The 13389-nt window shown below is 22.7% G+C and carries 12 protein-coding genes and 1 pseudogene; 4 read left to right on the top strand and 9 right to left on the bottom strand.

The window, feature by feature from the left end; all coding sequences use genetic code 4:
* Nucleotides 1-28: 28 nt before the first annotated feature.
* The 9 genes and pseudogenes from EXC60_RS06705 to EXC60_RS07025 all read right to left on the bottom strand — a co-directional run bounded on the left by EXC60_RS06705 (nucleotide 29) and on the right by EXC60_RS07025 (nucleotide 8815).
* A complete protein-coding gene (locus EXC60_RS06705) occupies nucleotides 29-2992 on the bottom strand; it encodes a hypothetical protein (protein ID WP_024544284.1) in 2964 nt (987 codons plus the stop codon).
* Nucleotides 2992-4686 (bottom strand): ABC transporter permease, encoded by a 1695-nt coding sequence (locus tag EXC60_RS06700; RefSeq protein WP_036456604.1) that lies wholly within the window; start codon nucleotides 4684-4686, stop codon nucleotides 2992-2994. Before EXC60_RS06700 ends, EXC60_RS06705 begins: the two co-directional genes overlap by 1 nt.
* 1 nt (nucleotide 4687) lies before the next feature.
* On the bottom strand, nucleotides 4688-5428 hold the full coding sequence (locus tag EXC60_RS02435; RefSeq protein ID WP_024544286.1) for an ATP-binding cassette domain-containing protein: 741 nt from the start codon (nucleotides 5426-5428) through the stop codon (nucleotides 4688-4690).
* Between the two features lie 65 nt (nucleotides 5429-5493).
* The gene (locus EXC60_RS06695; protein ID WP_024544287.1) at nucleotides 5494-5733 is read right to left on the bottom strand and encodes a hypothetical protein; all 240 of its coding nucleotides are present in this window, start codon (nucleotides 5731-5733) and stop codon (nucleotides 5494-5496) included.
* On the bottom strand, nucleotides 5724-6302 hold the full coding sequence (locus EXC60_RS06690) for a HipA domain-containing protein (protein WP_024544288.1): 579 nt from the start codon (nucleotides 6300-6302) through the stop codon (nucleotides 5724-5726). Before EXC60_RS06690 ends, EXC60_RS06695 begins: the two co-directional genes overlap by 10 nt.
* Before the next feature lie 28 nt (nucleotides 6303-6330).
* The gene (locus EXC60_RS02420; RefSeq protein WP_024544289.1) at nucleotides 6331-6681 is read right to left on the bottom strand and encodes a hypothetical protein; all 351 of its coding nucleotides are present in this window, start codon (nucleotides 6679-6681) and stop codon (nucleotides 6331-6333) included.
* Between the two features lie 126 nt (nucleotides 6682-6807).
* Nucleotides 6808-7869, bottom strand: coding sequence for a hypothetical protein (locus EXC60_RS06685; protein WP_129619915.1), 1062 nt, complete (start codon nucleotides 7867-7869; stop codon nucleotides 6808-6810).
* A gap of 37 nt (nucleotides 7870-7906) precedes the next feature.
* Nucleotides 7907-8330: pseudogene (locus tag EXC60_RS07030) on the bottom strand (HAD family hydrolase).
* On the bottom strand, nucleotides 8330-8815 hold the full coding sequence (locus tag EXC60_RS07025; RefSeq protein WP_029670622.1) for an HAD hydrolase family protein: 486 nt from the start codon (nucleotides 8813-8815) through the stop codon (nucleotides 8330-8332). Before EXC60_RS07025 ends, EXC60_RS07030 begins: the two are co-directional and overlap by 1 nt.
* A 558-nt stretch (nucleotides 8816-9373) precedes the next feature.
* Between EXC60_RS07025 and EXC60_RS06675 the strand changes: the two genes are divergently transcribed.
* The 4 genes from EXC60_RS06675 to EXC60_RS06665 all read left to right on the top strand — a co-directional run bounded on the left by EXC60_RS06675 (nucleotide 9374) and on the right by EXC60_RS06665 (nucleotide 13374).
* The gene (locus tag EXC60_RS06675) at nucleotides 9374-10618 is read left to right on the top strand and encodes an Mbov_0401 family ICE element transposase-like protein (RefSeq protein WP_024544291.1); all 1245 of its coding nucleotides are present in this window, start codon (nucleotides 9374-9376) and stop codon (nucleotides 10616-10618) included.
* A gap of 410 nt (nucleotides 10619-11028) precedes the next feature.
* Nucleotides 11029-11850, top strand: a complete 822-nt coding sequence (locus EXC60_RS06670) for a hypothetical protein (RefSeq protein ID WP_024544292.1) — start codon at nucleotides 11029-11031, stop codon at nucleotides 11848-11850.
* A 14-nt stretch (nucleotides 11851-11864) separates the two neighbouring features.
* The gene (locus EXC60_RS02390; protein ID WP_024544293.1) at nucleotides 11865-12728 is read left to right on the top strand and encodes a methionyl-tRNA formyltransferase; all 864 of its coding nucleotides are present in this window, start codon (nucleotides 11865-11867) and stop codon (nucleotides 12726-12728) included.
* Nucleotides 12718-13374: a uracil-DNA glycosylase gene (locus EXC60_RS06665; RefSeq protein WP_024544294.1), complete on the top strand. Its 657-nt coding sequence runs from the start codon at nucleotides 12718-12720 to the stop codon at nucleotides 13372-13374. Before EXC60_RS02390 ends, EXC60_RS06665 begins: the two co-directional genes overlap by 11 nt.
* Nucleotides 13375-13389 lie beyond the last annotated feature (15 nt).

Genomic DNA, 13389 nt, shown 5'->3' with positions numbered 1-13389 from the left:
GGATTTTCTCATGATTTAATTTTGGTAGTTACATTAATAATGTTGCTCTTAAATCATGAGAAATTGCTTCTTTTAATTTTTCAAATAAATCTTTAATATTAACAATATGCTTATTTTTACCTAATATACTTACATATCCAGAAGATGATTTGTATCATTCATTTAATTTTTCAGCATTATTAGCAAGTAATTGATTCTCTAAATCTGCCATTTTAGCAAAATAACGATTACTTTCTCCTTTTGAAGTATTTTCAAAGGAATAAACATATTCTAAATTATTAGCTTTCATAAATTCTTGATCATTATCGGTTAAAATGTCATAAATTAAGTCTTTTTCTAGGACACCAGTTTGATGATCTTTATATTTTTTACCATTATAGTAATAATAACTAGTACTAAATTCAGGCATAAATTGAATTGGATCTAATAATTTTGCTTTACTAATAGTAGCATCTTCAGTTTTTCAAAAGCCTCAAAGTCTAGAGGTAGTAATTCCTCCATCTCATATATATTGAGATTTAGGATTCCCTGTTTGGCTATAGACATAATCGTATTGAGTTTTTTCACCTATTAATTGTGTAATAATGGTAAACAATATATCAATAGCAGCTGCTGCTATAGCAACTCCCGGTAAACTTGAAAGCGTTCCTAAAATCCCTCCAAATAAACCTTGAACAGATTTAATAATATTTAGTGTTTGATTTAATCCAGCCGATTGAACTGCAAAACATAATTGACTAATTGAACCTGCAGTTTGCATAAGTCCACCAGCTATTTTTACAGCAGAATTAATTTTGCTTAAAACATTGGCTTTTTGCTCTTTATATACTAACCCACTTAATTCAAGTTTGTGTCCTGTCATTGTTTTTGAGTTAATATATTTTTTTAAATCTTTCTTTTTAATACTTTTTATTGAATTTTGTAATGGTTTTATGTCATCTGGATTTTCATAATTTAAATTGCTAAGTTGTTCTAAATCCCAAGAAGAAGCACCATGTTCTTTATGATATTCGATTGCTACTTGTTTATAATAATCAAAACCGAATTTATAATTTTTCATGATTCTCTTATTACTTACATGTTTTGAATAATCAATGTTAGCTAAACTATTTAAGAAATCATTTCTTAAGTAATTATTCATTGATTCAGCAGATTGATAATTATAATATTGTAAGGCGTGTGATGCTATACGACTTTCATCACCAATCTTATTAATTTTATATTCGCCTTCATTATTATCAAAAATATAGTTCGATTCTTCTTTTGATCTTAAAGAATATTTATCATACAATTTTTCTAATTTATCATAAACATTTTTTGAAATTTCTTTTCTTAATAAAGCAGAATCGTTAAAAGGCAATAATGAAGAAGTATTCATAGCATTTGAAGCCGCTAAATTAATGGTACTTATAGCATTAACAACATTATCATTATTTGCTAAATGACTAATAAAGAAGTCATTATTTACATCTAAATCTAAAGAATAATCATCTAAATTATATGCCTTTACTAAGTCAATTTTATTGCCATCTTTAGTAGTATATAAATCGCCTAGAGCATCATTTAAATATTCATTCATTTTGCTAATTAAATTTCTAAAATATTTTTTAAATAATGAAACAAGAGTATTAGAAGCATTATATTTAGCAAAATATGCTAATCCCGAAAAGTATAAAACATTTAATTGATTAAAGAACGTTCCTCTTTTACCATTTTTCATAAGTTTAATAATATCTTCAAATTTTTCTCAGAGATTTGAATGCTTAGCTTCATTAATATGAAGTGCTTTTAAATGATTTTTTAAAATTTCGGCCTCATCTATTAAAGGTAAAAAGTTAAAAATTGAAAAATTATTATGAAATTTATTTAGTAATTCTTCTTTTTTACTTTCATCTTCTTTTATTTTTTTATCTAATAAATAATTATTAACTGTCATCATTAAATTAGATACAAATTTATTAACAATTTCTTTATAAATAGAGTCGCGATAATCAATAATATTTTCGTTTCTTTTTCTTTTTGACCATTTACTATGATTTCTAAAATCTCTAATATCATCGCTAGGAGAAGTTAAAATATAATCACCATAAAAATTGGCATCTTCAGTTTTGTCAACATCAACTAAATATTTTTTATTTCCTTTAGTTGATTCGACTTTAATAATTGGTGAATTTTTTCATTTTAATTTACTAAACTGATTTTGAATAAAGTCTTCAATTTCATAAATTTTACCTTCTCATCTAATATACTTTTTAACATTATTATTAATAAATCTTTTAAGTAAATCTGTATTTAAAGTTCCATTTTCATTAAAATTAACGTTAGAAACTACACCATTAGGAGCATTAAATCTTGTAAAATCAGTTTCTTCTAAGTTGTATATTTTCTTTAACTCTGCTAATTGTTCGTTTTCTGTAGAATAATGACTTTTAATATTGTTGTAATTTAAGATAAGTTCATTAATAATACTTTCTTTGCTAGCATAATATTTATTGTTAAATTTATAAAATTGGGCGCTATTAACATATGAAAGTTTTGCTTCTTCTTCAGTTTCATAAGCAACGTTATCTTTTCCTAAATAAGCTCTTACATTATGATCTAAATTATTAAAATCAATTTCATTTAGTTGTTTGCTTGTTAATGGTAAATTAGAATTATTTTCATATAATTCACTATTTTTTAATAAATTAACATCATGACTTTTAATGCTATTATATAAAAATTTATTTAAGCTCATTTCTGAATCAAATTGTTTATTAATATTGTTGGCATAATAAATTGTTTTTTCATCATATTTAACTATTTCTTTAATTTCGTTTTTTATGTGATTTTCAAATGCTAAAAAATTAGCAAAGAAATTATTATTAAAATAAAATCCTTTGTCAGATAAACTTTTTTTACTTAACATTGCTATCGTAATAACACTAGGAATAATAGTGACAGGTAACAATGTTCCTAATAAAATGCTAGTAATCTTATAACTCCTTTTCATTATATTTCTCCTTTTATTGCTTTAAATATAGTTAAAGGCATTGTAATCATTTTCATTAATAAAACTAAAAAAGTGTAAACCAAATTGAGACTTGTATCTGACATTAAAGTCGGAATGAGGATGTCTTTATAATATTTAGTAATAGAAGAATTAGGTAAAAGTTCAATTTTCTCTATATTATTAAATTCATTACTAAATGAATAAATGCTTTCAAGAATATTATTAATTTTTTCTAACGAAAAAGCATTTTCATCAATAAATTTTGCTCAATCATCTTGATTATTTATAGATTTAAATACTTTTTTAAAATTATCTAAACTAATTGAAAATCTAGATAATTTATAATTATTAAAGAAAACTTTATTGTTTGAAAAATAGATAAAATGGTTTTTTAAGTATTCTTTATCGATACCATTAATTTTATTTTTTAAATCATATTCATTATTAGTAGTAATAATTTTCTCAAAATAGAAATTTGCTCCTTTTATATCTATATTTAAATAGGCATTAAAAGAGTAAACATTATAAAATTCATTTAATAAATTTCAAAAATCTAAATTTAAATTATTAATTATCAAATTTTGTAATTGATTATTATTTGCCAAAAAATATTTTCAATCGCGTCTTAAATATTGAATATTCTTATTATTTTTTCCTGATAATAACTCAATTAAATTAATTTCTTCTGGCAAAAGACTAGCCCTTTTTCATTCTAATTTATTAATAATGTTTCTTACTTTTGCAATAATTTCTTGACTATCAACTTTTTTATATATTTCTTTAGTAATTAGTTTTAGTAATTCATTATTGTTATAAGAAACAAGTGGTTTAGTATTTAAATCGTAAATAAAATAGTCACTACTATTATTTCATTCTTTATTTTTAACAACATTATCTATAAAATAAGTTGAAAATCTAGCATTACTAAACTTTGAAACATCATAATTTTTTGCCATAATTTTGTTAAATAATGTAATTGGAATAAAGTAAAAAGTATTAATTAAATCAAAGTTAAAATTAGAACTATTATTTAAATCTTGATAATTTTTAGCAACATAGTAATCTTTATTTATTTTATTTTTTGAAATTTCAGTAATTTTCATAATTTGAGAAAAAGATTTATTTTCATTTACTTTAGGTAAAAAACTTTTAACTAAAACAATAGGAAAAACTAATAATATTCCTAGAGAAACATTAGCAATATTTTTATAAATTAAGTTTTTTGAAAAACTACTAAATAAAGAAAATATTCAAAAGAACGCATTAAAAACAATAAAACTACTTAAAAGTATTGCAAAAAAGTAAAGAAAATTATAAGGATTGTTTTTAAAAGTAATAAACATAAATAATGTTGTTACAATAGCAATTAGAAAACTTAATAAACTAAAAGCAGTAAGTAAAAATAAGTATTTTGAAATAAAAATCTTCCTACTATTAGAATAAAGTGAATTTAAGATTTGGTCATATTGATTTTTCTTAGATGATATTAAAAAGAAATGACACAAGGTTAATGAAAGTAAAATAACGATTGTATAAACAATAAAGTAAGTTAATCAATTATAGTTATATAGTAATGATTGATTAAGAAAAAATGGCGCTACGGCAAATGAACTTAAAAATAAAATAGTTACTAAGGACATTAAAATTTTGTTTTTGGAAAAGTAAACACTATGATTTTTATATAAGCTTTTCATATTACTCATCTCCCCTATTTTCAATTAAGTTATTAGGTTCGTTATTAAAACTTTTGAAATTTTCAATATTATTAGAGTTAATAACTTTTCCTTTTTTAAGAAAAGTAACATAATCAGCATAGTCTTTAACTTCATTATTATAATGACTGGAAATAAAAATAGAACTACCTTCATTAGCAATGTTTCTTAGTTTTTGATAAATAAATTTTCTAGCATCAATATCTAAATTTGAATCAGGTTCATCTAAAAAAACAAGTTCTGGTTTCAATAATTCTATTAAGATTATTGGTAATTTTTTCTTTTCACCAGATGAAAGAGAATTAGGATTAGACTTAGCTTTATCTTCTAGTTCATATTCAGTTAATTTATCAATTATTTTTCTTGTAGATAAAATTTGATTATTAAAAAAATAAGAAAAGTTTTTAATATACTCTAATACATTTCATCAAATAGGGAATGAAAGATTCGTATTAAAATATAAAAAACTTTTTCTTATTTTAACTAAATTAATATCTTCGTTTTTAAAATAAATATCGCCATTATAATTTTTATCATTACCAGTACAAATATTAATCAATGTGGACTTACCAGCACCATTATGCCCAATAATTACATGAAAAGATTTTTTAACTAATTTAAATGTAACATTATCTAACAAAATTTTATTTTTTATGGACTTAAAAATATTATGAGCCTCAAATATAGTCTCATTATTTTCATTAATAAAATTTGCGAGTTTCATGCCTTAAACTATACCATTAATATTCTTAATATAAGAATAAAGAAGTGCATAGCCAAACTGTAAAATTAATCGACTCCAAATTTTTTTTGATAAATTTTTTTTAACAAAATAATTCTTTGTTTAAAAAGTTTCTTAATAAACTTAAAATAATTTTTATCGATAGTAACATTACTTGAATTTTTAAACTCAAATTTTTCTAATTTTTGAATTCAACTAATATGTCTTTTAAAAAGAAATTTTTCTAATTGATAATCTAAACTTTGGCACATTTTAGAAGGTCGGGAAGAATAATTATTTAAATGCATTTTCCTACTTTTCCTTGATATGTTTTAAAATCAAAAATCAAACTTTTGCCATTATCAAAAATCGGAGCATTTTTTATTTTTTCTTGGGTATTAGATGATACTAATAAACCAAAATTTCCAAGGTGACGATCAATATTTAAAATTAATGCGTCAAATAACATTAAATCTTCAAATTGTTCTTCTCCATAGGCATCTTTTATTTTTTCTTCTAAAATATTTTTATCTAAATAATCATTGGGCATAAAAGCATAAGAAAAAGGCAAATAACTAACATTTTCAGAAGTAAAAATCTTGCAAGTATTAAGAATTAAATTATTTTCTAATATTAAATCATACTTAACATAATCATTAAATAATAAAGCTGCTACTTGAGAAGCTAAATATTCTGCAAATGGTTCATAATATTGAATATTTTGGTTAGAAATTGAAGATGATTTATATAAATAAATTTTTTTATTTACTTTTTTTCATGTTTTTTTAAGTTCACCATTTGTAAATAAATCAGGGCTACTTGGTAAAAATATTTCAGTTGTATTATTTAAATTTAAAGGTTTATCATCACTTAACATTTCTAGCGAGAAATCGTTATGAAAATTTTTATAAAAAATTAACTTTATTTCATTTTAAATCTTTTTTATCTTCGCTTACTATTCAAAAAGTATCATCTAAATTTAAACCAAAATTAGTATTATATAGTTTAAAAATGTCATAATCTTTTAGAAAAAGAACATTAAAGTTTTTTCTTGAATAAGGAATAGGACGATCAAAAAGTAAATATTCTTTTAATATTTCAAGATTATCTATTTTTAAATAAGGAATAATAAAATTGAAACCTTCTAGTTTCTTAAAAGAAATTATTTTATTATTTTCGGCATCATAAATAAAAGAAAAGCAATCAATATCTTTATTTCTAAAATAATATGTTTTTTTCACATTTGAATTATACATTAGTTTACTTCTCGAAGGTCACCATCTTTATCATCTTTTTTATTATCTGAAGAAGAATTATTTTTATTTTTTGATTTTTTTTGTTGTTCTTTTTTCTACACTATCTTTTAAAATTTTCATAATGTTTTATTTAGCATTGTTATCTAAAAGTGCACCATCAGAAACTTGTTTCATAGCTTCTTCTAAATAATCTTGCATTTCATTTTCGCTAACACCCATTTCATTAGCAATTTTATAAATTTGTTCAAAAATTTCATCTGGATTAGCAGCTTTAGCAACATTTTTGGCTAATTCATTAACATTTGAAGTATCAATTTTTTTACCTTTATTTACTAAATACATTTGCTTAAATATTTTGTAAGCTTCTTTAAATTCAAGGTCATTAGTTAACATTTCATAATCTTCTAGTAAACTATCATTATCTTCAATTGCTTCATCACCGTCTTCATCACCGTCTTCATCAAAAGTCATTAATTCAAAAAATGGGTAATCATCTATACTGCTTCTTGTTTCAATTGGTAAATAAGTACTATGAAAATCTAGATTAGCAAATTTATCATAAAACTTTTCTAGTGTTGAATGTCTAGTATCAATTTTAGGATTATGTTTTTCGTAAAATAAGTTTTTAAAATCATTACCAATTAAATTTTCACTTTCATTTACTAAATTAAGATTTCAATCAACAATTTTTTTGACACGATCTGAATAAATAACCATTTCATATAAATCGCTATTATCATTAAAATTTTGATATTGTAAATTTCTTTTATCAATGTTGATCATTAAATCTAAAGCAAATAATGCCCCCGAAGAAAGAATGGCATTAAATTTAATCGCTAATTCTTTTTGATTTGCTAAAGCAAAGTATGTTTCTAAAATATTAGAATTTTCAATGTGATTATTTGATAATAACTGATCTAAATTTAATTTTTTATTAAGTACGATTTTTTTATTATTTAAAGTAAATCATCAATGTATATCATTTTCGCTAATGCCTAGTAAACAAATTAAGTTAGTTGCCAAATTATTAAAAGTATTATTGTCACTTAAAACAACTCAAAAATTATCCAATTTAAATAAAGGTGATACTGATATTTTTTCTATTTTGCTTGTAAAAATATTATCAACTTTATTAGCAACTTTTGCACTTACAATATAATTTTTTCCTAGTCTTGTTTTGTAAAACATTTTTCCTCTTTTCTTTACTATCTTAAATTTTATAGTATTAATCTTTTTCATTAAAATTATGTAACATATACTTCCTAGTAATATTTTTTAAACGATATAAATAATCAATAATGGCTTCTCCTAAACCGTTTTGTTCTACAGCACTTGTAAAAAATTTAGCAATCTTAAGAACTTCTTGATTAGCATTTGCCATAGCATATGAAAAACCAACTTAACATATCAAGATCATTATTACCATCTCTTATTGCCATTACATCATTTATAGAACAAGAATAAATGTTATTAGCCATTCAACTAATAGCAGAAGCTTTAGTAATATTTTTAAATAAAATTTCAAGATGACTACCCACACTAAAAATAGAAATATTATCAAGAGTTTTTAATTTAACAAGCAATCTTTCATTTACTTCTTTTCTTTTTAATAAATCCTTTTGACCATAAATTTCAATTTTTAAAGGCATTATTTCCTCATTATTATATTTTTTAGCATTTTTATTAATTGAATTGAATCAATATTAAGAAAATGGTGCAAAATTATCTCATTATTACGATAATAGTTTTCATTAGTAAAATAATAATTTTCATTATCTCAAAATAACATTTGAACATCTTCATTTTTAATGAAATCTAAGATTTTTTTTAAATTTTCAAAAGACATCGGTCAAGTTTTAATAATTTTATTTTGCTTTAAATCATAAATTTGTGAACCCGATGAAGCTATCAAATAATTAGCATTTACTTCATTAGATACATTTAGCATTCGTTCAAAAACAGGGTTTCCTGTGCAAATGTTAAAATCTGCCATATTTTTTTGAGCAAAAGAAATATCTTTTTTAGTTTCATCAAGAATATTAAAATCGTTATATAAAGTTCCATCTACATCAGAAAAAATAATAGGTTTTTTATTATTGGTAACTTTAAAAATTAATAAATCATTATTTTCCATATCTTAACCCCTTTCTTTTCTTAATAATTATCCTGATAATGATATAAGATAAAATTCCAATAATAGCAATTGTTGGAATAGTAATTTGCAAAATTGTTCATGTTTTTCTAGTTTTTTCTTTTTGTTTCTTTATTTCATCATGATTCTTAAAATTAGTTAATTTTAGTGTTTTAGGGCCTAAATAGTAAAAATAATCTTTTATATTTTTTTCATGATAATCATTATCTTTTGGTACTAAAAATATTTCAAAAGTAATACTAAAATCATCGTTTCTTTGATAGGCAACTTCAAGGCGATATTTATTATTAAAATTATCTTTTTCTTGTTTAGTTAATGATTTAAAAAAACTACTATTTTCACTAATTCTTACTTTTCTTTTATTTAATTGGTTTAATTGTCGAAAAAATTCAAATTGATAAAGAATTTAAAATTACGAAAAAAAGAGAATTAATTCTAAAAGCAATTGAAGAAGACAAATTAAAAAATATGCAAATGCAACATTATTAATAGCTATCACTTTGTTGTGATAGTTTTTTTATTTTTTAAGGAGAGAAAAAAATGAATATATTAGAACGAAACATATTTGATAAAAACATATCATTTACGCAAAAGCTTTATCAAGAAAAAATTAATGAAATAAATAAAAGTGAAGAAATCTTTAGAACTATTGTAAGAAAAACTTTGCACCCAGAATGAAAAATATTTCGAAGAATGACAAGAAAATATATTACTATTGCTGGAGTTTTTACATTAAATTTAACAATGTATGAATATAGAGATAAAACAAATAAACTAATAAGATTTACATATTATCATGACAATTTTTTTAAAGAATTTAATCACTCTAAATACCAATATGATATTGTTAAATTATCAATAATGTTATATCTAGAAAATAAAAATCCACCAGCATTTTTGATGCATATATGACCTTCTAAACAAATGATTCAACACTTTATTAAAAAGTACAAAATTGATAAAGAAATTGAACAATTAAATGCATTTAGAATTAACGAAATCAGACAAGAATTGCAACAGGAAAAACATAATAATTTATTTGTTGAAATGGATGATTTATTTATAAAAATACAAGATAAAAAATCGAATGAAAAACTAAGAATTAGAGAAGCTATTTTACATACTAAAAACAATAACAAATTATCAAATATTTTATGCTTATTTTTTACTAAAAAATGTAATGAAAAAATAACAGAAAATAATGATTTAAATTATGTAATTTCTAATATTAAAAAACAATTAAACATATTAAATTCTAGTAATAAAAATTTAATTCTAAACGGAGATGGAGCACCATGAATGAGGCAAATTTCAAAAGAAATAAAAGCTAGTTTTTCTTTAGATCTTTTTCACATAAAACACAAAATAAATAATACATTTGGGTTTAGTAAATTTGCACCTAAAGAAATTAAAAAACACTACAAAAATTGATACTCAAAATACTATAAATATGGGTGAAAAGATTTGTTCGATTTTGCAATACAAAAAGGAAATAATTTTAATGTATTTTTAGAAATTATGGAGCAGTTTCAAATTGAATCAAGGAAGCAAAATCTCCCTAAAAATTTAAAATTATTAGCTAATAATTTCTTTAGATACATTATAAAAAATGCTGAAGGAATATTTAATAATGACATCAATTTTAGTAGTCATACAGAGCATTTTGTATGTCATTCATTTAAGTCAAATGTATCGAAAAGATACTCAATATTCTCATTTAGAAATGTAAAAATCAAAGTTATTTACAATAATTTATTAAAAGGACAAGCTACTATATTTTTTTAGCATTTTTTCTATAGTCATAATTTTTAACAATCTTGGTGTCAAAAATGATACTTTTATTATATATTAAAATATATAATACTTTTTTGTGTATACAAATGGGTCGTAAAAAAATGACAAATTTAAAAATGTGGTGCAAAACGCTCTGTTTTTATACTCTTTTTTTATTTCTATAAATAGAAATAACAAGATAAAGTTTGCTCTCCGGTTAGGAGGTTGGCGCAAACCCTTATCTTGCCTTTAAAAAAGGGGGGGCGCATGCGTAAAGGAAAAAATAAAATTTACCGAACGTAAAAATAATGTGTTAAAATAATTATGGAGTTGATTTTTGAATAGCTAATCAACATACTGAAATTTTACGGGTCCAATAATGACTTATGTCGCATTACTTAATGTGATAACATTTATATTATATGAATAATGATAAATATAGGTTTTATTGTGATAAGTTACATATTCAAATTGATGCAACTAAGCAAGAAATAAAAAATGCATATGACAATATTGTTTTAACATATGTTCATGAAAATAATGAACCTAATGTTTTGGATAAAAAACTTGCAAAATTAAAAACAATGTATGATTTTTTAATTTCAAATTATGATGAACAAAAAGATGGTTATTTTAAACATATAGATTCAAAAAATAGTATTTGGACACCATTTATTAATGAGGATGGTAAATTCGTTGATTTTTATAATTTGTTTAATTTAAAGTATACTGTTTATTTTGAAAAGTTGATTGCACGTATCAATAGCAAATATAGTGAGGCTTATCATATTGATAAAGATGTTGTATATTGGAAAGCAATTTATCACTCAATAAAATATATTAGACAAACTGATAATGCATTTGAAAGATATATGTATATGCTTCAAATGTTTGTAGATATAAAAGATCATTATTTTTGATTGCATGATATCCTAAACATTACTCAAAATACATTACCTTCAGAAATTGAAAACATTTTAGACAAACGCTTAAAAGATGAACAAAACAAAAGTGAAACTAATCAAAAAATTGTGAAAAACTTTTGCCTTCAAGCTAAATTTATTTTATTAGACCCGCAAAGACGTAAAGAGTACGAAAGACAAATGTTTGAAACATTAAATAAAGAATTAAACAAGAAAATTAAACATGTGAAAAAAAGTACAAGACAAATAGTATCAAGCATTTTTATTACAACTCTTTTAATTTTAATATTAATTGCTGTTGTATTAATTAACAAAAAATAAGGATAGGAGTTAATATGAAACAATCAAACAAAATTAAATTAATATTGGCAGGCACAGGACATTTTTCAAGTCAAATATTTGAGAGTTTAATCTTAAATAAAAATTTTGAAGTCATTGCTTTAATAAGTCAACCTAACAAAGCTTATGATCGAAATAATAATTTAATAAAAACCGAAGTTGCTAAATTGGCAGAAAAATATCATATTAAATTATTCCAACCTGCAAAAATTAAAGAAATTTACGATGATTTATCAAAGCTTGATTTTGATTTTTTTATGACCGCTGCATTTGGTCAATTTATTCCTAATAGTATTTTAAATTTAGCTAAAAAAGCATCAATTAACGTCCATGGTAGTTTATTAGAAAAATATCGCGGAGCTGCACCTATCCAACACGCATTGTTAAATAATGAAAAAGAAACAGGAATTTCTTTAATTTATATGATTGACAAAATGGATGCTGGAGATATTATCAATGTTGCAAAAATTAAGATTGAAGAAAATGATACTGCATTAGAAATATTTGACAAACTTGCTAAATTAGCAATTGATAATTTGCCAACTTGACTTATTAATATTTACAATAACAATATCTTTCCAAGAAAACAAGATGAATCGCTTGCTACATTAGCACCTAAAATTCAAAATGAAGAGGCTCAATTATTTTTAACTGATTCTTGTGATAAGGCTTTAGCAAAAATTAAAGCATTTAATGACCAACCTGGTGCTTTTATACTAATTAATGGTAAAAGACTTAAAATTTTCCGTGCAACTAAAAGTAAAATTTCTACACCTCTAACCTTAAATTTTGCAAATGGAAAATTATATTTAATTGAATACCAATTTGAAGGTAAAAAGAAAGTTAAACATGAAATTTAATTTCAGAGAATTTTTGCGAACGCAAACTCATTATTTAAATTTGATTGATGAAATTTATAATAGCAAGTCTATAGTTTATCCTCCAAAAGACAAGATTTTTGCTACCTTTGAAAATTTTGATTATGATAATTTAAAGATAGTAATTGTTGGTCAAGATCCTTATTATTTGCCTAATATGGCAAATGGTTTAGCTTTTTCTTGCGATATTGACAAAACCCCAATGTCTCTTAAAAATATATTTACTGAAATTAAAAAAGATTATCCTGATACAAATTTTGAAACTAATGATTTAACATATTGAAAAAATCAAGGTGTTTTACTTGTAAATTCTAGTTTAACAGTAGAAGCTTATAACCCTATGTCTCATAAAAAATATAATTGAGATACTTTTGTAATCAATTTACTAAATAAAATTAATAAACATTATTCGCATATCATTTATGTTGCGTTTGGCAATGTTGCAAAAAACTTGTTAAGGCAAGTTAATTTGTCAAACCAATATGCAATTGCGACTTCTCATCCCTCACCTTTAGGCTATGCACAAGGTTTTAAAGATTCACATATTTTTAAAAAAATTAATGACAAACTTATTTCACTAAAAAAGACCACAATTGATTGAAGCACAAAAATAAGTGAAAAAAAATAGACAAACTCTGTCTAT

This window comes from Metamycoplasma salivarium (genome assembly GCF_900660445.2).
GTDB lineage: Bacteria > Bacillota_I > Bacilli_A > Mycoplasmatales > Metamycoplasmataceae > Metamycoplasma > Metamycoplasma salivarium.
Note: the sequence above shows the minus strand (reverse complement) of the source record. Positions and strands in the feature narration are given on the sequence as shown.